This window comes from Janthinobacterium sp. GW822-FHT07H11 (genome assembly GCF_058798615.1).
Window position 1 is genome coordinate 1,045,401 of sequence record NZ_CM179507.1, and the last position, 19,132, is coordinate 1,064,532.

Annotated in this window: 18 protein-coding genes and 1 tRNA gene; 8 read left to right on the top strand and 11 right to left on the bottom strand. The window is 62.1% G+C overall.

The features are described from left to right. Window positions 1-123: 123 nt before the first annotated feature. From AC3RCJ_RS04625 to AC3RCJ_RS04635, 3 genes are read left to right on the top strand one after another with little or no spacing between them, the layout of a single operon-like run. Entirely contained in the window at window positions 124-741 is a 618-nt protein-coding gene (locus AC3RCJ_RS04625; RefSeq protein ID WP_212592260.1) for an AIM24 family protein, read from the top strand. Window positions 742-758: 17 nt separating this feature from the next. Continuing rightward, window positions 759-1,400 (top strand): AIM24 family protein, encoded by a 642-nt coding sequence (locus tag AC3RCJ_RS04630; protein WP_492961932.1) that lies wholly within the window; start codon window positions 759-761, stop codon window positions 1,398-1,400. A gap of 3 nt (window positions 1,401-1,403) precedes the next feature. After that, the gene (locus tag AC3RCJ_RS04635) at window positions 1,404-2,141 is read left to right on the top strand and encodes an AIM24 family protein (RefSeq protein WP_492961934.1); all 738 of its coding nucleotides are present in this window, start codon (window positions 1,404-1,406) and stop codon (window positions 2,139-2,141) included. A gap of 135 nt (window positions 2,142-2,276) precedes the next feature. Here AC3RCJ_RS04635 and AC3RCJ_RS04640 read toward each other — a convergent pair whose 3' ends face one another. Further along, window positions 2,277-3,074: an enoyl-CoA hydratase gene (locus AC3RCJ_RS04640; protein WP_492961936.1), complete on the bottom strand. Its 798-nt coding sequence runs from the start codon at window positions 3,072-3,074 to the stop codon at window positions 2,277-2,279. 41 nt (window positions 3,075-3,115) lie between these two features. Next, window positions 3,116-3,736 carry a GIN domain-containing protein gene (locus AC3RCJ_RS04645; RefSeq protein WP_492961938.1) on the bottom strand — a complete coding sequence of 207 codons (621 nt, stop codon included), beginning with the start codon at window positions 3,734-3,736 and terminating at the stop codon, window positions 3,116-3,118. Between the two features lie 178 nt (window positions 3,737-3,914). Here AC3RCJ_RS04645 and AC3RCJ_RS04650 point away from each other — a divergent pair, with 178 nt between their 5' ends. Beyond that, window positions 3,915-4,472: a flavin reductase family protein gene (locus AC3RCJ_RS04650; RefSeq protein ID WP_492961940.1), complete on the top strand. Its 558-nt coding sequence runs from the start codon at window positions 3,915-3,917 to the stop codon at window positions 4,470-4,472. A gap of 60 nt (window positions 4,473-4,532) precedes the next feature. On the opposite strand, the gene gdhA is transcribed toward AC3RCJ_RS04650, so the two are convergent. Continuing rightward, window positions 4,533-5,876 (bottom strand): NADP-specific glutamate dehydrogenase, encoded by a 1,344-nt coding sequence (gene gdhA / locus AC3RCJ_RS04655; protein ID WP_492961942.1) that lies wholly within the window; start codon window positions 5,874-5,876, stop codon window positions 4,533-4,535. Window positions 5,877-6,431: 555 nt separating this feature from the next. Between gdhA and AC3RCJ_RS04660 the strand changes: the two genes are divergently transcribed. Further along, entirely contained in the window at window positions 6,432-6,878 is a 447-nt protein-coding gene (locus AC3RCJ_RS04660) for a hypothetical protein (protein WP_492961944.1), read from the top strand. Window positions 6,879-6,960: 82 nt separating this feature from the next. On the opposite strand, the gene AC3RCJ_RS04665 is transcribed toward AC3RCJ_RS04660, so the two are convergent. The 3 genes from AC3RCJ_RS04665 to AC3RCJ_RS04675 all read right to left on the bottom strand — a co-directional run bounded on the left by AC3RCJ_RS04665 (window position 6,961) and on the right by AC3RCJ_RS04675 (window position 10,481). Then, window positions 6,961-8,208: a DUF819 family protein gene (locus tag AC3RCJ_RS04665; RefSeq protein ID WP_492961946.1), complete on the bottom strand. Its 1,248-nt coding sequence runs from the start codon at window positions 8,206-8,208 to the stop codon at window positions 6,961-6,963. A gap of 183 nt (window positions 8,209-8,391) precedes the next feature. Next, a complete protein-coding gene (trhP, locus tag AC3RCJ_RS04670) occupies window positions 8,392-9,753 on the bottom strand; it encodes a prephenate-dependent tRNA uridine(34) hydroxylase TrhP (protein ID WP_492961948.1) in 1,362 nt (453 codons plus the stop codon). A gap of 89 nt (window positions 9,754-9,842) precedes the next feature. Continuing rightward, the gene (locus tag AC3RCJ_RS04675; RefSeq protein ID WP_492961950.1) at window positions 9,843-10,481 is read right to left on the bottom strand and encodes a TetR/AcrR family transcriptional regulator; all 639 of its coding nucleotides are present in this window, start codon (window positions 10,479-10,481) and stop codon (window positions 9,843-9,845) included. A 105-nt stretch (window positions 10,482-10,586) separates the two neighbouring features. On the opposite strand from AC3RCJ_RS04675, the gene AC3RCJ_RS04680 reads away from it, so the two are divergent. After that, window positions 10,587-11,795, top strand: coding sequence for a TCR/Tet family MFS transporter (locus tag AC3RCJ_RS04680; RefSeq protein WP_492961952.1), 1,209 nt, complete (start codon window positions 10,587-10,589; stop codon window positions 11,793-11,795). A gap of 107 nt (window positions 11,796-11,902) precedes the next feature. Here AC3RCJ_RS04680 and AC3RCJ_RS04685 read toward each other — a convergent pair whose 3' ends face one another. From AC3RCJ_RS04685 to AC3RCJ_RS04695, 3 genes are all read right to left on the bottom strand, one after another. After that, window positions 11,903-12,625: a choice-of-anchor J domain-containing protein gene (locus AC3RCJ_RS04685; protein ID WP_492961954.1), complete on the bottom strand. Its 723-nt coding sequence runs from the start codon at window positions 12,623-12,625 to the stop codon at window positions 11,903-11,905. Between the two features lie 280 nt (window positions 12,626-12,905). Further along, window positions 12,906-15,275, bottom strand: a complete 2,370-nt coding sequence (locus AC3RCJ_RS04690; RefSeq protein ID WP_492961956.1) for an acyl-CoA dehydrogenase — start codon at window positions 15,273-15,275, stop codon at window positions 12,906-12,908. Between the two features lie 123 nt (window positions 15,276-15,398). Next, window positions 15,399-15,740 carry a collagen-like protein gene (locus tag AC3RCJ_RS04695; protein WP_492961958.1) on the bottom strand — a complete coding sequence of 114 codons (342 nt, stop codon included), beginning with the start codon at window positions 15,738-15,740 and terminating at the stop codon, window positions 15,399-15,401. Between the two features lie 533 nt (window positions 15,741-16,273). On the opposite strand from AC3RCJ_RS04695, the gene AC3RCJ_RS04700 reads away from it, so the two are divergent. Then, on the top strand, window positions 16,274-17,464 hold the full coding sequence (locus AC3RCJ_RS04700) for an SEL1-like repeat protein (RefSeq protein WP_492961960.1): 1,191 nt from the start codon (window positions 16,274-16,276) through the stop codon (window positions 17,462-17,464). Window positions 17,465-17,652: 188 nt separating this feature from the next. On the opposite strand, the gene AC3RCJ_RS04705 is transcribed toward AC3RCJ_RS04700, so the two are convergent. Continuing rightward, window positions 17,653-17,728, bottom strand: a tRNA-Phe gene (locus AC3RCJ_RS04705). A 119-nt stretch (window positions 17,729-17,847) separates the two neighbouring features. Here AC3RCJ_RS04705 and AC3RCJ_RS04710 point away from each other — a divergent pair. After that, complete coding sequence (locus AC3RCJ_RS04710; RefSeq protein ID WP_492961962.1) at window positions 17,848-18,618, top strand: hypothetical protein; 771 nt, start codon at window positions 17,848-17,850, stop codon at window positions 18,616-18,618. 42 nt (window positions 18,619-18,660) lie between these two features. Here AC3RCJ_RS04710 and AC3RCJ_RS04715 read toward each other — a convergent pair whose 3' ends face one another. Next, entirely contained in the window at window positions 18,661-19,098 is a 438-nt protein-coding gene (locus AC3RCJ_RS04715; RefSeq protein ID WP_492961964.1) for a hypothetical protein, read from the bottom strand. Window positions 19,099-19,132 lie beyond the last annotated feature (34 nt).

Genomic DNA, 19,132 nt, shown 5'->3' on the forward strand with positions numbered 1-19,132 from the left:
GCACGCCTTTTTTATGGCCGCCAGCCTCCGTTCTAAAGGAATAGCGCTTGCATGGTGGCAATGCCCCCGGTATCTTGTCGAACAGCCACGGCTTTGTGCCCTGGCATTCTTGGGGAGTCGCGAGTGACCAGTTTCCGCACCAATACCGACCGCCTGCTGGAAGTGCGCCTGCAGGATGAAAAAGTGCTGGCGATCGCCGGCGCCATGGTCGCCTACACGGGCAGCATCAAATTTGAAAAATCCTTGCTGGGCGGCGAGGGCATCTTCGGCGCGCTCAAGCGCAAGGTGACGAACGAAGGCATGCAGCTGATGCAGGCTTCCGGCAGCGGCACCGTGTTCTTCGCGCAGAATGCGGCCGAGATCACCGTCATGGCGCTGGCCGGCGAAAAGCTGACCATCGAAAGCAGCAGCCTGCTGGCCTACGACACGGGCCTCAAGACAGGCACCAGCTTTGCCGGCCTGCGCGGCGCCAGCTCGGGCCAGGGCCTGTTTTCCACCACCGTCGAAGGCCATGGCAACCTGGCCGTCATTTCACGCGGCAACCTGATCATGCTGGAAGTGACGCCTTCCCACCCGCTGCGCGTGGACCCGGACGCCTTCGTCGGCTTCAAGGGCGATATCCGCCAGGAATTCGTTTTTGACGTCAACTGGCGCACCATGATCGGCCAGAGCTCGGGCGAATCGTACCAGCATAAATTCACCGGCCAGGGCGTGGTGTTCATCCAGCCCGCCGAACGTTAAGTCAGCGAGGACCCGCGATGCCCGTCTATCAGCAAATCAATGAAAAGATGCTTGAGGTCAAACTCGGCAATGAAGAAGTGTTCGCCCGCAAGGGTGCCTTGGTGTCTTACCAGGGCGACGTGGCGTTCAGCCGCTCCTTCCTGGCCGGCCAGGGCGTGCAAAGCCTGGCCATGCGCGCCGTCACGAACGAGGGTTATGCCCTGATGTCGGCGCGTGGCACGGGCAGCGTGTTTTACGCGCAGGGCGGCCTGTTCGTCACCATCGTCCCAGTGCGCGGCGAAACGTTTTATGTGGAAAGCGACTCCCTGCTGGCCTTCGATGCGCGCCTGACGGCCGGCACCATGTTCCTCGGCAACCAGGGCGGCGTGCAGGGCGTGGTGCGCGGCATGGCCTCGGGACAGGGCTTGTTTACCACCACCTTGCAAGGCACGGGCGAGGTGGCGATTTTGTCGGATGGCAACGCCATCGGCTTGCCCGTCACGCCGGACGTGCCCGTGTTTGTCGACCCGCAAGCGTATATCGGCCACACGGGCCAGCTGAGCTCGACCATCGTCACGGACTTGAACTGGAAAACCTTCGTCGGCCAGGCCTCCGGCGAGTCCTACCAGGTGAAATTTACGGGCCAGGGCACGGTCTACATCCAAGCGAGCGAAAGGTAAGCCATGACGATTTACAACCCCGATACCTTGCCGAAGAACGATAACCTGAACCGTTTTTCGTATGTCATCGACGTCAAGGAACAGATCTTCATTCGCAAGGGCAAGATGATCGCCTTCTATGGCGAATTGCGCTTCGAAGCCATGGGCAGCAGCGTGCTCGACCTGATCGTGCGCAATGCCTTCAATGCGCCCAAGTATGTGCACCACTTTGTCGTGGCGCAAGGACAAGGCCAGTTGATCCTGGGCGACAACGGCAACGACCTGGCGTGCTACGACCTGGACAACGCCAACATGACCATCCGCGCGAAAAACCTGCTGGGGTTTACCAAGGACGTGATTTGCCAGGAATCGACCCTGCCCGGCTTTTTGACCATGATCGGCACGGGCAAGGTGATCGCCTCGTCGAACGGCCCCGTGCATTTCCTCGAGCTGCCATGCCGCGTGGACGAGCAGGCCGTGCTGGGCTGGGCCGATTGCCCGAGCCCCTCGTATCACTACGATTACGCCCACGTGCAGGGCTGGGCCTCGGCCGCCGGCGCGCTCACGGGTTTTACTCTGTCGGGCGAGGAAAAGCAGATCGACTTCACGGGCGCCGGCACGGTGCTGGTGCAGTCGTCCGAGCTGGACGTGACGGGCAGTTCCACCCTGATGCAGTTGCTGGCGCAATTGCCGCTGCTGGGCAAGGAAGACCTGGGCAAGTTGAGTCTTTCGGTGCAGCAGCAGATGAAGGACAGTCGTTAAGACCAGGAAGTCCAAGAGTACCTGACAGAACCGTAGCGGGCGGAAGGGAGAGGTAGCCGAGAAGCGCAACCGTACTGAAGTACGGTGAGCATCGCAGGCTGACTATACCGACGCGCAGTAGGTTCGCTCAGGTACTCAAGGCCGCGCCCAGCCGGGCGGCCGCTTCTCCAGGAAGGCGCTCACACCTTCCTCCGCATCCTCTTCCATCATATTGCGTGCCATCACGTCGCCTGCGTACGCATATGCCTCGTCCAGCGGCAGCTGGCGCTGGCGGTAGAACATGGCCTTGCCGTGGCGGATGGCTGCCGGGCTTTTCGCCAAGATCTGCTGCGCCAGGCGCGCCACGGCCTCGTCGAGCGCCGCGTCGGCCACCGTTTCATTGACCAGGCCCCAGTCGGCGGCCGTGTCGGCGTCGATGAAGCGGCCCGTCACCAGCATGTCGAAGGCCCGCTTGGTCGCCACATTGCGCGACAGGGCCACCGATGGCGTGGCGCAGAACAGGCCCACGTTGATGCCGGAGACGGCAAAGCGGGCGGAGGCGCCCGCCACGGCCAGGTCGCAGCTGGCGACCAGCTGGCAGCCGGCCGCCGTGGCGATGCCGTGCACGCGTGCAATCACGGGCACGGGCAGCGCCTGGATGGCTTGCATCACGCGCGAGCATTGCGCGAACAGGGTTTGATAATAATCAAGCCGGCGCGTGGCTTGCATCTGGCGCAGGTCGTGGCCCGCGCAAAAGGCCTTGCCTTCGGCGGCCAGCACCACGCAGCGCACGTGCGGCTGCTGCGCGATGGCATCGAAGGCCTCTTGCAGCGCGGCTAGCATGGCTTCCGACAGGGCATTGAATTGCAGGGGGCGGTTCAAACGCAGGGTGACCAGGCCACCCTCGTCCTCGCGCAGCAGCAGCGGCGCATCGTTATCTTGTGAAGCGGTCATGCGGTCTCCAGTGGCCTGATGGCCTGTTTTTATGGAAAAGCTTACTTGGCGGCGTTGACGCTGCCGATGCCGGCCACCGACTTGTGCACGATCTTCGGCTTGCCATAGTAGATCAGCTCGCCCATGCCGCGCACCACGGCATTGAGCTCGCCCGAGGAATACACCTTGACGGAGCCGATGCCGTCGAAATTGACGTCGACGTTTTTCGCCAGCAAGGCTTTCGTATCGACTTCGCCCACGCCTTGCGCCTTCAGGCGCAGCCAGTCGACCCGGCCATCGGCGGCCAGGCGGCCCGCGCCCTTGTAGCTGATGTCGACCCGTGGGCCATTGAGCTTGCTCAAGATCTTCTCGCCCGCGCCTTCCGCGATCAGCTTGCGCAAGGTGGGCAGGGTGATGATGATGCGCGGGTCGCCCTCGGTCTTCTTGATATCTTTATCCTTCATCGAGATTTTCAGCTCGCCATCGACCACTTCCGTGATCACGCCGCTGAGGAATTTCTGGTCGCCGCGCAGCAGCAGGCTTTGCTCCTTGCCCGATTCGACTTCGATGCTGATGGGGCCACGGATATCGATGGCGTTGAAGGCGTCCACCGTGCGCGTCTGCTCGTCGGCGTGGGCAAGCGGTGCAAGGGACAGGGCGGCAAGCAGGAGCAGGTGACGCATGGCGGTTTCCTCGAGTAGTGGATCAGTGTATTCTATGTTGCAACCCCTCCAACTGGGAGAAATTTGCGATGAACGGCACAAATCGCGGCGTGGAAGCTACACGGCCGCCGCCGTCCAGCCGCGCGCCCGGCAAGGCGCCGTTGGTCTATGCTATGGCGTACCGCGTCCTGGAGAACAGATGAAAAATTACCACAAAGAAGATTACCCTGTCGCCGACATCCGGCGCTTCCTCGAACCGGGGCCGGTGGTGCTGGTCAGTTCGACCTGGAAGGGCGAGAGCGACATCATGACGATGGGCTGGCACATGCTGATGGAGTTCACGCCATCGTTGCTGGGTTGCTTCATTTCCGACGCGAATCACAGCTATGAAATGATCAAGCGCAGCATGGAGTGCGTGATCAACCTGCCCACGGCCGACATGGTCGACCAGGTGGTCGCCATCGGCAATTGCAGCGGCGAAGACACGGACAAATTCACGGCCTTCGGCTTGACGCCGCAGCCCGCCGAGCAGGTGGGCGCACCGCTGATCGCCGAGTGCTACGCCAACTTCGAATGCAAGCTGGCGCAGGTGGCGGGCAACCCGAAAGGCGGCTTCTTCATCCTCGAATGCGTGAAGGCCCACGTGGCCACCTCGCCCAAGCTGCCCGAAACCCTGCACTACCGGGGCAACGGCGAGTTCATGGTGTCGGGCCGCACGATCAGCCGCAAGAGCCTGATGAAGCCCGAGATGTCGTAGGTCGGCGTAGGTCGGATTAGGCGCAAGGCGCCGTAATCCGACAACACCGTTGGCCGATGATTAAATCACCCCTTGCGCCAGCATGGCATCGGCTACCTTGACGAAGCCGGCGATATTGGCGCCATCGACGTAGCTGACGGTGCCGTCAGGGCGCGTGCCGTACTGCTTGCATGCGGCATGGATGCCTTGCATGATCTGCAGCAAACGCGCATCAACTTCCTCGCGCGGCCAGGAAATGCGGGCTGCGTTCTGGCTCATTTCCAGGCCGGACGTGGCCACGCCGCCCGCATTGCTGGCCTTGCCCGGCGCATACAGCACGCCGGCCGCCTCGAACGCTTTTGCCGCCTCGATGGTGGTGGGCATGTTGGCGCCTTCGGCCACGCATTGCACGCCGTTGGCGATGAGCAGGCGCGCAGCGTCGATGTTCAGTTCGTTTTGCGTGGCGCAGGGCAGGGCGATGTCGACCGGCACATGCCATGGCGACACGCCCGCCTCGAAGCGCACGCCCGTGCGTTCGGCGTAGTCGCTGACGCGGCCGTACAGATGGTTCTTGACCTCCATCAGGATGGCCAGCTTTTCCGGCGTAAAGCCGTCCTCGTCGATGACGGTGCCGCTGGAATCGGAGACGGTGATGACTTTCGCGCCCATGGCCATGGCCTTTTCCACTGCGTACTGCGCCACGTTGCCCGAGCCGGAAACGGACACGCGCATGCCTTCGAACGAGCGGCCCCGCGTTTTCAGCATTTCTTCGGCGAAATACACGGTGCCGTAGCCCGTCGCTTCCGGACGCATCAGCGAGCCGCCGAAGCTGGCGCCCTTGCCCGTGAATACGCAGTCGGCGCGGTTGCTGAGTTTTTTCATCATGCCGGCCATATAGCCCACTTCGCGCCCGCCCACGCCGATGTCGCCGGCCGGCACGTCCGTATCCGAACCCACATGGCGGAACAGTTCGCTGACAAACGCTTGGCAGAAGCGCATCACTTCGCCCGGGCTCTTGCCCTTCGGATCGAAATCGGCGCCGCCCTTGCCGCCGCCCATCGGTAATGTCGTCAGCGCATTCTTGAACGTCTGTTCGAAGGCGAGGAATTTCAGCACGGACAGGGTGACGGAAGGGTGGAAGCGGATGCCGCCCTTGTACGGCCCGATGGCCATGCTGTGCTGGATGCGGTAGCCGCGGTTCACTTGTACTTGCCCATGGTCATCGACCCACGACACGCGGAACATCACCACGCGCTCCGGCTCGATCAAGCGTTCCAGCAAGCCTTGTTCCGCGTATTTCGGGTGCTGCTCCAGGAACGGCCACAAGCTCTCCATGACTTCGGTGACGGCTTGCAGAAACTCGGGTTGACCTGGATTGCGTGCGGCGACATGCTGGACATACTCGTGAGCAGATGCGTATTTCATCAGAATTCCATGGAGGTGATCGGTTATTTGGGCAACTATCATCGCAGATTTCGCACAAAAATGGTGCGGAAATTTGGTTTTGAGGGGTTTCTGCTACATTGTAGGGCGCATTTTTTAATTGGCTGGCATAGCAAAGCAGGTAGTGGACTGTTGCAAATATCGATTGAAAAGTGGGTACTGCGTAGTGACAATACAGTCATGAGCCGAGCGTTTTTGCGGCAAGGCCTTTTTGCTCAGCGCCGACTGGAATACAAATGCTTACTCGCGACTTTGGTCATCTGCTTTCCAGAATGTATGCTTTTAAGAATTGTTTATTGTTTGAAAGATTGATAGACCCCAATCACCTCTATGGGAAGTCAGGCAAGAATGACTTGCCGTTTGTCAACTTCGAATGGGGGAATCCTTATGCTCAAGTGTCTTGCCACTGAAAGCGCGCCAGTCGTTATCTCCTTGCTCTGCGTGCACATGCTCTCCGGATGTGTAACAAATACAGTGCCAGTGGTAGCCTCGGCCTCAAGCTATGAATGCAGGCCGACGCCAGTGGACGGCTTGCCCATGACAGGGGAGGGAGCATATGGCTGCCATTTTCAACTGCTCGATACGGAGACGAAAGCAATTCTCGTCAATACACCGTATTCGCTCGACATCTACGCGCCGGCGAAATCGGCAGCCGCAGAAGCAGTATTTTTCGCCACACTGAAAGGTGTGACAGATGCGCATGGGCGATCCGGATTCATACGGGCGCCATTCCCCATCACTCCCGAGCGCATGCGATTTGTGCGAGTGGTGGGAAGCGGGCCATATGGCCGCAGCCCTCGTTTGTTGCGCCCGACGGACGGTCTGGGCGTGGCCGGTATGCATTATCACGTGACAGGTTGCGGATACGATCAAACAGGCATCACCGATGAGCAAGGTCTTGCCCCTCTGTTTCTCAGTGCATCCGAGTGCAAACTGAAAGCGGCTTTTTATATGTGCCGTAGTGACAAGTGCCTGACCAGGTAACGCTTGCCCGCCGCCCAGCTTGCGCAGCCCATAAACGACAACGCCAGCCCGCAGGCTGGCGTTGTCGTCATTGCCGGGTGGATCACCCCGCCATGCTGCGCAGAATCAAGCCCGTGATGTAGGCGCCATAGGTGCCCAGCGCGTAGCCGAGCACGGCCAGCAGCACGCCGACGGGCGCCAGGGACGGGTGGAAGGCGCTGGCGATGACGGGGGCCGAGGCGGCGCCGCCGATGTTCGCTTGCGAGCCGACGGCCATGAAGAACAGGGGCGCGCGGATCAGCTTGGCGACGAGCAGCATCAGGCCGCCATGCACGGCGATCCAGATCAGGCCCAGCAGGAACAGGAAAGGCTTGTCGAACAGGGCTTTCAAGTCCATGTGCATGCCGATGGTGGCCACCAGCACGTACAGCATGGCCGAGCCGATGGTCGAGGCGCCCGCGCCTTCGAGGCTGCGCGCCCGGGTAAAGCTCAGCAGCAGGCCGAAGGTGGTGGCCAGCACGACGATCCAGAAGAAGTTCGACGTCAGGCTGTAATCCTGCAGGCGCCATTCTGCCGGCAGGGTGGTGATCCAGCTGATGATGGGGCCGGCCAGGAAGTGCGACAGGCCCGTCACGCCCAGGCCCACGCCGAGGATGATCATGATGTCGGTCAGGCTGGCCACGCGCGCATGCTGGGCACGGTAGCTTTCGATGCTGTCCTTGAGCGCATTGATGGCCGTCAAATCGGCGCCGGTCCAGCGGTCGAAGGCGCCCGCGCGACCGGCCAGGAACAGCAGCACGGCCGTCCAGACGTTGGCCACCAGCACGTCGACGGCGACGAACTGGCCGAACAGGGTGGCGTCCACTTCAAACACTTCCTTCATGGCCGCCTGGTTGGCGCCGCCGCCTATCCACGAGCCGGCCACCGTCGTCATGCCGCGCCAGGTGTCGCCCGCCACCGTTTCCGGGTGGATCAAACGCAGCGCCTCGAACGAGACGAGGGCGCCCAGCATGACGCCGAGTGTTCCTGTGAGAAACATGATGATGGCCTTGGGGCCCAGGCGGATGATGCCGCCGAAATCGATGGCCACGCACAGCAGCACCAGCGCGCTGGGCAGCAGATAGTCGCGCGCCACGGCATACAGGCCGGAGGCATTGCCGTCGATGATGCCAAACGTGTTGAGCAGCGCCGGGATCAGGTAGCACATCAGCAGCGACGGGATATACGTATAAAACTTTTTCCAGAAGCCGTTGGCGCGGGCGGCGGTCCAGAAGACGCCTCCCAGGGTCATGGCGAGCAGGCCGAGGACGACGGCGTCGTTGGTGATGAGGGCAGCAGTGGCAGGTGGCATCGGGGATTCCGGTGAACGTGTCAGGGACGCACCGGGTGCCGATCAGGCCCCCGGGCGCAGGGTGGCCGTATCGTATAGCAATGTTGAAGCCTAAACAAATTATTTAGGCAGTGCCGTTTGGAAATTTTCTTGTCAAATCAAACACTTGAAAACTGCTCGCCACCGCGCGCGGCAGACTGGCGGTTACAAATAACGGGCCAGCAAGGCTTTGTCCAGCGCCCCGTCGAGGGCTATGCGCACGAAGTGGCCGCTGCCGGGCGCGACCTGGATCTCGCTGCCGTCGTCGGCCAGCATGCGGGTAATGGTGAAGTCGCGGTTGCCGCCCGGATGCAGGGCTTCGATGCGGTCGCCCACGGCAAAGCGGTTTTTCACTTCTACCCTGGCCCAGCCGTCTGCCACGCCCAGCACGTCGCCCACATACTGGCTGCGGTCCGCCTCGGATGCGCCGCGCATGTAGTTCTGGTGCGTCTGCGTGTGGTGGCGTTGATAGAAACCGTCCGTGTAGCCGCGGTTGGCCAGGCCTTGCAGCTGGCCCAGCAGGCTGATGTCGAAGGGCCGGCCCGCCACGGCGTCGTCGATGGCCTGGCGGTAGACTTGCGCCGTGCGCGCCGCGTAGTACAGCGACTTGGTGCGGCCTTCCACCTTCAGCGAATCGACGCCGATCTTGACCAGGCGCTCGATATGCTCGACGGCGCGCAAGTCCTTCGAATTCATGATGTAGGTGCCGTGCTCGTCTTCGAGGATGGGCATCAGCTGGCCCGGGCGCTGGGCTTCTTCGATAAAGTAGGGCTGGTCGGCCAGCGGATGGCGCGGCTGCTGGTGCAGCGCGGAAAACGCGTTATTGTCGGCCTCGGCCAGCGCCTGGTGAAATTGCAGCGGCACCACCTGCATGGCGCCCAGGTCGCCGCTGGCGTCTTCCTCGGCATTCTTGACCTTGTAATCCCAGCGGCAGGAATTCGTGCAGGTGCCCTGGTTCGGGTCGCGGTGGTTGAAATAGCCGGACAGCAAACAGCGGCCCGAATAGGCGATGCACAGGGCGCCGTGGACGAACACTTCGAGTTCCATTTCCGGGCAGCGCTGGCGGATTTCTTCGATCTCGTCGAGCGACAGTTCGCGCGACAGGATCACGCGCGTCAATCCCATGCGGTGCCAGAACTTCACGTCGGCCCAGTTGACAGCATTCGCCTGTACCGATAAGTGCACGGGAATTTCCGGCCACTTGTCGCGCACCATCATGATCAGGCCGGGATCGGCCATGATCAGCGCGTCGGGGCGCATGGCGATCACCGGTTCCATGTCGCGCAAATACGTTTTCAGCTTGGCGTTGTGGGCGAAGATATTGCTGGCGACAAAGAACTGCTTGCCGCGCGCATGCGCGCCATCTATGCCTTCTTGCAAGGCTTGCAAGGTCGAAAAATCGTTATTGCGCACGCGCAAACTGTAGCGCGGCTGGCCCGCGTAGACGGCGTCGGCGCCATAGTCGAAGGCGGCATGCATCTTGGCCAGGGAGCCGGCAGGCAGGAGGAGTTCGGGAGCGTGGCGCATGGGCGAGGGGCAAAGCCGGCGATTGTAGGCGGGCTGGCGCCAGATTGCCTTGCCTTGGGTCAAGGGATTGGCATCCGGTGCCAAGGTGTTCAGGCGTAAGGCGTGCCCGCCATGGCGGCGTTCAAGCCAGTGTGCCCCTGGTCCACGAGGGCGAGAAAAGCGGCCTTGGCCAGCTGCGCGTCGCCATGCCGGCGGAAGGCGCGGTGCGCTTCGATGAGGGCCGTGCTCCAGGTGGCCAACAGCAGGCTGGCCGCCAGCCGGGCCAGGGGATCGTGCGCGTCGCGCCCCGTGCTGTCGATGAGCGCCGTTGCCACCACTTGCGCCAACTCGTCGCGGATCGCCCGCGCCCGCGCTTTCAGGGTGTCGCTGGCTTCGATGGTGGCAATGAAACCCTGGCCGGCGGCGGAAAACGTGACGTAGGGACTGTCTTCCCGTACCAGGCGGTGCGCCAGCAGGCGCAGCGCGTCGATGGGAGGAACGGCCGGGTCGCGCTGGCGCAGCGCTTCGCGCAGCAGTTCGCGGCCTTCTTCCTCGCGGTCGAAGAACATGTCTTCCTTGCGCGGGAAGTGGTTGAACACCGTCATGCGACCGACATTGGCGGCGGCCGCGATCTCGTCCACCGTCACCTGCTCGAAGCCGCGCACGAAAAACAGGCGCGTGGCCGCGTTCGAGATGGCTTGACGCGTGGCAAGGCGCTTGCGGGAGCGGAGGTCGGAAGGAATCGTCATGTTGCCGCGATCATACACCAAGTGTACTGAGTACAGATAAAGCTTGATGGCGCAGCAAGCTGGGGAATATTATTTATGTACTGAGTATATATTTAGATTGAGTATATGAAATTATCCGTTCCGACGACTGCGCTGCCCGTCATCTTCACCACTGTCCTGCTTGACGCCGTCGGCATCGGCCTGATCTTCCCCATCCTGCCGGCGCTGCTGCAGGACGTCACGCAGGCGGCCAACGTGGCGCCGTATATCGGCATCCTGACGGCCCTGTATGCGTTGATGCAGTTCATCTTCGCGCCCGTGCTGGGGGCGCTGAGCGACCGCCTGGGCCGGCGCCCGGTGCTGCTGCTCTCCTTGGCCGGCGCCGCCGTCAATTACCTGTTCCTGGCGTTTGCACCGAAGCTGTGGATGCTGCTGCTGGGGCGCGCCATTGCGGGGCTGACGAGCGCCAATGTTGCCGTCGCCACGGCCTATATCACCGATATTTCTCCCGAGTCGACGCGGGCGCGCCGCTTCGGCGTGCTCAACGCCATGTTCGGCGCCGGTTTCATCATCGGCCCCGTGCTCGGTGGCGTGCTCGGCGATTACGGACTGCGCCTGCCGTTCATGGCGGCGGCCATCTTGAATGCAGGCAACCTGCTGCTGGCCTTGTTTGCACTGCCCGAATCACGCATGCCCACGCGTGAAACAATCGACCTGGCGGCATTGAATCCATTGCGTCCGCTGCGCTGGGTTTTTGCTCAGAAAAGCTTGCTGCCGATCACCGTCATTTTCTTTGCCTTCAGCGCGGCCGGCGAAGTGTATGGCGTGTGCTGGGCGCTGTGGGGCCACGATGCGTTCGAGTGGAATGGCTTGTGGATCGGCCTGTCGCTGGGCGCCTTCGGCGTGTGCCAGGCGCTGGCCCAGGCTTTTCTACCTGGCCCGGCCGTGAAACTGCTGGGCGAGCGCGCCACCATCCTGGCAGGTGTCGCCTGCGCCTGTGTGGCGCTGCTTGTCATGGCCTTTGCCAGCCGCAGCTGGATGATCTTCGCCATCATGCCCGTGTTCGCCTTGGGCGGCATCGGCGCGCCGGCCCTGCAGTCGCTGGCCACGCGGCAGGTGGCCGACGACCGGCAAGGCCAGTTCCAGGGCGTGCTGGCCTCGGCCGTGAGCTTGGCTTCCGTGTTGTGCCCGCTGGTGTTTTCCAGCATTTATTTTGCTGTCAGGGCGCACTGGCCCGGCGCCGTCTGGCTGTCGGCGATCATCGTGTATGCCGCGCTGGTGCCGCTCGTGCTCGGCTTGCGCCTGGCCAGGCCGGCAGCGCCGCAGGGACTCTAGCATGCGGTTGCATAAAAACCGCCAGCCCCGGGCACCATCCCCTTCGGGCATGGGTTCCAGTGCTGGCGCTGCAAGGACTTGCCGTTGGCAAATCCTTGCTTGGTGACTCAGGCCTGGTGCTTGCGTTTGCGCATGCGCAGGAAGCCCAGCATGCCCAGGCCCATGCCCAGCATCATGTACGTACCGGGTTCCGGCACGGCCGAGGTGATGTTCACGGTGTCGATGCCGATGAAGTTCGAGTTATTGCCACTCGGACCGCCGTCGCCCACCAGGTAGCGGAAGGCCAGGGCGCCGGTGGTCGCGTTCGACAAGCCGCTCAGGGTGATGCTGTATTGCGTCCACGTTTCCGGATAGCCGAACAGGGCCTGGCTCGGGTTGACGCTCAGCAGCAGGGTCGAGAAGGTGCCCACGCTGCCGGCGCTGTTGCCGACATCGGTACCGCCAACATTGCTGAAGCGTACTTCCAGGTTATCCGCCCAGAGCGACAGTTCCGCCGTGCGGGTAAAGAAGGACAGCGTGTCGCCATTGCGGTAGGTCGAGGTGGGCAAGATCAGCCAGGTGCTGATGTCGGACACGCTACTGCCATTATTGAAGTTGGCTGCCAGATAGGAGTTGGCTGCGCCTTGATGCGCGTCGAACACCGTTGGGCTGCCCTGGAACCAGCTGGTCGAACCGGCAGGCGAACTCAGATTGTTCACGGTCCAGCCGGTGGGAAGGCCGTTATCGAAATTTTCAGTCAGGGCATCGGCTGAGGCAGTGCTGCTCAGGCTTAAGGCCAGGGTCAGGGCAAGCGTGGAAACCAACGTGGATTTGAACGTGACAGACATCATGAACCTCCATCAAGGAATAGTGGAAAAGCGTAGTAACGCGTGTGGGCGTTGCAACCAAGATAACACTATTATTGATAAAATTGCTAACAATAAATACAACTATCACTATCTGTTTTTATGCGCGCCTGCATCGGCCTGCGTGAGGCAGGCGCGGGCAAGGAAAAGCATGTTGTTAAAATGATAGTGCCAACCCGAGGGCTGGCACTGTTGAAGGTCAGGCACGGCCTGGCGGTCTTGGGCGGTATCGTCCAGGAACCTAGCCCGGTCGGGAGCGTCCCGCCTATGCCGCGAGATTGCCGCCCGCAGGGCTGTCGCCGCCGGCGCTGTATGCAAAGGCGCGGCCCGGCAGCGACGCGGCCGGTGGAAAATCGTTGACCTGGATCAGGCCATCGACCAGGCGCGCGAATTCCTGCAAGGTATTGTGTTCCTGGCAGTTGACCGAACCCGCCGCCTTCGCCGCCGCCAGCCACTGCTGCATGGCGGACAGGCTTTGCGGCAGGTGCCGCAGGGCGGCGCCCTCGGGCGTGTCTTTCAGGCGCTTGTCGATGGACAGCACTTCCGGCAGCAGGGCCAGTGCCCGCTCGGCAGCGGCCACGGGATCGGCCGCATCGTGCGCCACGAAGCCGTCGGCCAGCAGGCGTTCGCGGTCGGCGCCCGGCGTTTGCATGGCCTGCGCCACCTCGCTGCCGAGTGCGTCGGCAGGCGGGCGGTGGGGCAGGCCAAACGGGAACAGCACGGTGCGCAGCAGCGCCGCCAGCACGCGCGCGGGGAAGTTGTCGAGCACGCCCGTCAAGCCCTGCTGCGCCTTGAGCAGTGCATCCTGCAGCGACCAGTGCACATAGGGCAGGTCGGCCTCGGGCCGGCCATCGTCCTCGTAGCGCTTCAGCACGGCTGAGCACAAATACAGCTGCGCCAGCACGTCGCCGAGGCGCGCGGACAGCCGCTCGCGGCGCTTGAGTTCGCCGCCGAGCACGAACATCGACATATCGGTCATGACGGCAAACGCCGTCGACAGCCGCGTCAGGGCGCGGTAATAGATTGCCAGCGCGGGCGTGCCGGCATCGGGCACGGCGGCCAGGCGCGCGCCACCGAGGCCGTACCACAGGCCACGCGCCAGGTTGCCCAGCACAAAGCCGACGTGGCCAAAGAAGGCCGCATCGAAATCGCGCAAGGCCTTGCGGCCATCGTTTTCCTGGACGGCGGCCATTTCCCTGAGTACATACGGATGCGCGCGGATGGCGCCCTGGCCAAAGATGATCAGGCTGCGCGTGAGGATGTTGGCGCCCTCGACGGTGATGGCGATGGGGATTTGCTGGTAGGCGCTGGCGAGGAAATTGTCGGGCCCCACGCAGATGCCCTTGCCGCCGAGAATATCCATGCCGTCGTTGACGAGCGCACGGCCCCGTTCCGTGACGTGGTATTTGACGATGGCGGAAATGACGGCCGGCTTTTCGCCCAGGTCGACGGCGTGCGCGGCCAGCGTGCGCGCCGCATCCATCAGGTACAGATTGGCGCCCATGCGCGCCAGCGCTTCCTGCACCCCTTCGAACTTGCCGATCGGCATGTTGAACTGGCGCCGCACGGCCGCATACGCGCCGGTGCCGCGCACGGCCATCTTGGCCATGCCCACGCTGGACGAGGGCAGCGAGATGGCGCGTCCGGCCGCCAGGCATTCCATCAGCATGCGCCATCCTTTGCCCACCTGCGCCTGGCCGCCGATGACCCAGTCGATGGGGATGAAGACATCGTTGCCGGATGTGGGGCCGTTCTGGAACGCGGCGTTCAAGGGGTGATGGCGCCGGCCGATCACCACGCCGTCGTGGCTGGCGGGAATCAGGGCGCAGCTGATGCCCGGTGCGTCGTTGTCGGAGAGTAAATGTTCGGGGTCGCTGGTCTGGAACGCCAGCCCCAGTAACGTCGCCACGGGCGCCAGGGTGATGTAGCGCTTGTTCCAGCTGAGGCGGATGCCCAGCGTGGCGCGTCCTTCATGCGTGCCCATGCAGACCACGCCCAGGTCGGGAATGGCGGCCGCGTCGGAACCCGCATACGGGCTGGTCAGCGCGAAACACGGGATCTCGGCGCCGGCGGCCAGGCGCGGCAGGTAGTAATCCTTCTGCGCTTCGGTGCCGTAGTGCAGCAGCAACTCGGCCGGTCCCAGCGAATTGGGCACCATCACGGTGACGGCCAGCGCCGAGCAGCGGCTCGACAGTTTCATCACCACTTGCGAATGCATGTAGGCGGAGAATTGCTTGCCGCCATATTGCTTGGGAATGATCATGCCGAGGAAGCCGCGTTCCTTCATGTAGGCCCAGGCTTGCGGTGGCAAGTCGAGTTGCTGCTGCGTTTCCCAGTCGTTGACCAGTTCGCACAAATGTTCGACGTCGTGCTCGAGAAAGTGGCGCTCCTCGGCAGTGAGCGTGGCGCGGCCATACGCCAGCAATTTTGTCCAGTCGGGCCGGCCGGAAAACAGGTCCGCATCCCACCACGTGGTGCCCGCCTCGAGGGCATCGCGCTCCGTCGCGGACATGCTTGGCAGGATGCGCTTGAACAGGGCCAGCAGGTGGGGGCTGATCAGGGCGCGGCGCACGGGGCCGGGCGCGAACAGTAAAGCCAAGCCCAGCAGGGCCACCATCAGTATGAGCGTCAGCATGCGATATCTCCCTGTGTAATAAGAGCAGGGTAGGCCGATGCGGCCGATGTTACTGTGCGGTACTGCGCATACGCACAACGCCAACCGGATCGGTTGGCGTTGTGGTGTCTGGCGCGAGGCGTATTAGCGTTGCGGAACGACAATCACCGTGTCGCCTGTCTTGCCTTTTGCGCCGTCGTCGCCCTTGGCGCCATCGTTGCCTTGTGCACCGGTAGCGCCCTTGGCGCCGTCGTATCCGGCGGCACCGCTGTCGCCGGTCTGTCCTGTCTGTCCGGTCGCACCGGTGGCACCGGTCGCGCCGGCAGGGGCTTCAGCGCCCGTGGCACCGGTGGCGCCGGCAGGACCCGGCGCGCCGGCGGGGCCGGGAACGACTTGCACGACGGTGGGCGCGGGCGGCGCTTCGCGCTGGCAAGCGCTCAGGGCGAGGGTAGAGGCGAGCGCGAGCAATATCAGGGTAGGTTTCATGATGCATCCTTTGGCAGTGAGCCGTAATGTACGGAACGGCTCGACGGCGTCGGGCGCGAGTTTCGCATGGCGGTGTGGCGGGAGAGCTGACCAGCCGACCCAACAGCCGTGTCGCGCAGGGCGCTGGCGGCGGGAGGGGGGTGTGGTCTGCCTGCAGCATGGGCTCTTGGGTGGCTGCAGTCCGTTCGTTTGCGTACATAGCGGCGGGATGGAAGGTTTTTGCCATGTGCCGCTGAATTCCTGGTGCCTGGGGCGGAATCGAGCCACCGACCAAGGTTTTTCAATTCCGATGCTGGTCGATGTCAAATAAATCACACTTTTATTTATCTTCGAGATAATTCCTGAAAATCAACATGGTGCAATCAATCTGGCATCCCGGAGTGCCGTGTGCGCACAGCAAACCATAGTTGATCAAGGGCAACGATCTCTCATTCTGCTCATCGGCTGCCGCATAAAAGGGAGACACTATCCGCTGACCAGTCCGAGTGCCTGTTCGAAACGAACGTCGGCCGAACGGTTCGGCCCGCATTCCAATGCACGACTTTCCGTCTAAATGGTTTGGAAGAAATTTTTCTGATAAAGGTCATTCAACCATGAAATTCTATTTTTTGACATGTCTGTTGACACTCGCACTTGCTGCCGAAGCCGCTATGTCGTCCCCGACATTAGACGAAGTCAACACAGCGTATGAGGCGAAAGATTACCCTGCGTCTTTAACGGGCTACGCGAAACTCGCTGCGGATGGTAATGCAGTGGCGCAGAACAAGTTGGGCGAGATGTATGCCAACGGCGTGGGTACTTCAAAAGATGAGCAACGGGCGGTTTCATGGTATCGAAAAGCTGCGGAGCAGGGCTTGGCCGATGCGCAGCAGAACCTGGCCGTAATGTACGGCAAAGGCAAGGGAGTCCCTCAGGATTGGCAACAGGCTCTGGCTTGGCATCGCAAGGCGGCAGAGCAGGGCGACGCTCTCGCACAGTTTTTCATGGGAGGGATGTACGAATTCGGACATGGGGTTTCCAAGGATCCAGTGCAAGCTATCAGTTGGTATCGCAGAGCCGCCGATGATGGGTTTGCTCGTGCGCAATATCGTATGGGAACGGCAGCGGCAGACGGGTGGGGCATGCCTGAGGACGGACAGCAGGCGGTGACCTGGTATCGCAAGGCTGCTGAACAAGGGCATGCCAACGCACAGCTTGAATTGGGCTTAGCGTTCGCCAATGGGGAAGGTGTCTCGAAAGACGAGCAGCAAGCGGTGAGCTGGTATCGAAAAGCGGCGGCGCAGGGGAGTTCGCGTGGACAGTTCAGTTTGGCATTGGCTTATGTCAACGGTACAGGCGTCCCGCGTGACGAAGAGGAAGCTTCGACCTGGTATCGGAAGGCTGCGGAGCAAGGCTACGTCGACGCACAATACAATCTGGGTGTGCTGTATGCCAGTAGTCGCGGGCCTATCAAGGATGAGAAGCAAGCGGTTAAATGGTATCGCCGAGCGGCGGATCAAGGCGATGCTGGTGCGCAGTACAATTTGAGCTTGATGTACCTTTACGGCAGAGGCGTCCCGCAGGATATTCAGCAAGCTTATTTCTGGTGCCTGTTATCTAGCTTCAGAGGCCATAAAGCCGCAACCCTATCCAGGATACTTGCTTCCTTTGACAGCAATGAGACAGCCGCGGCGCATGAAAAAATGTTTGCAAAGGTTAAGGCATGGGTGCCAAGAACTGAATAGGCCTAGGCCCTGATCTCAGGCGGTCGTGCTCGGCATGGTGGAGTGTATTAACGCTGAGCAATAAGCGGAGCCGCCCGACGTACGGTGGCCTACCGGACACCATGGATGGGCCGGGGCACAGATTTTTTGAGCTTGTAAACAAAAAGCCAACCCGAAGGTTGGCTTTTTGCTATGCACTGCTGAATTCTTGGTGGCCCGGGGCGGAATCGAACCACCGACACAAGGATTTTCAATCCTCTGCTCTACCGACTGAGCTACCAGGCCAAGGCGGCGAATTATAGCAGAAAGACTTTCCACCTGACCAGAGCTAGCTGTGTTCAAATGCAACAGATGGCCAAAACATGGTGTTTTGGCATCCTTGTATGAGCTGAAGGGATGTGGCGATGCAGCGACGTATTGGAGTGCAGGGCCTGATGGTGGCGGGTTTGTTCAGTTTGTTGTGCGGTACGGCGCGGGCCGATGGCCTGGCCGACCTGAATGCGGCGCTGGCGCGCTTGCAGGGCCAGATGCCGATCAAGGCGCAGGTCGAATCGAAAACCTGGCGCCGCGAGGGCGAGGGCAAGGCGGCGGAAGACGATAGCGGCCAGGCCACGGTGGCCGTCGAGGGCGGACCGGCGGGCTTGCAGGTGCTCTACGGCAAGGACTTGCTGGCGAAAGTGGAAGCCGAGCAGCGCGCCAGGGTAAAAGATCCGAAGGTCAAGACGCCGATCGGCTTTGCGCTGGGAGAAATGAAGGCGGCGGAGTTGCGCTCCATGGTGTCGGCGGCCGATGCCCTGTCGCGCGAGATCGAGGAAGCCGTGTTCAGCGGCGAGAAGATCGATAGCTACAAGGGCAAGCCGGCGCGCCTGCTGAGTTTTACCTTGTCGCTCGACAAGGTACCTGAGAAAGACCGCAAGTATGTGAAGAAGTTCGAGGGCGGCATCGAGGTGTGGATCGCCGCCGACGGCACGCCGCTGGCCAGCCATTTTCACTTCGATGTGAGCGGGCGCGCCTTTGTCGTCGTCAGTTTTACGCAAAAGACGGACGAGACGCGCCAGTATGGCGTCAGCGGCGACCACTTATTGTTGCTGCGCAAGGAAAGCAAGAATGCCACTTCGGGCGCGGGCGAGAAGGTGGAAAGCAAAATCATCAAGACCTTGCAGCTGCAGTCCTGAGTTGTTGCCGCATCACGCAAGCCGCTGATCCAGCGGCTTTTTTTACATCGCCGAGTTGCCGCCCATGGCGCTCTTTTGCAGCACGCAGCGTCCCGCCTCGCAGGTCGCGCCGGGGTCCGTGACGATGGAGCAGGTCGACATCATGCCATCGGCCTGCTGCTGCTTGCGGCTGGCCTCGGCTTGCGCCTGGGCCAAGGCCTTGAGTTTCTTGCCGTCATTGTTTTTGTTGGACCAGGCCAGGTAGCGCTCGGGGCCGCCGCAGGCCTTGGCGCCGATGGCGATGGTTTGGCATTGCTGGGTGGAATCGCAGGCGGCGGCGCCCACTTCCGCCTGGATTTGCGCCAGCAAGCCGGCATTGCCGGGCGCGGGCGGCGCATCTTGTGCGGGGGCGCTGCCGCAGGCACTGGTGGCCAGCAGCAGGATGGCGGCGCAGGCGGCGCGCAACAGGGGCAACAGGGCGGAGTAGGTTGGCGTTTGCATGCCCTCATCATGTGCCACGCTTGCCCAAATGGCA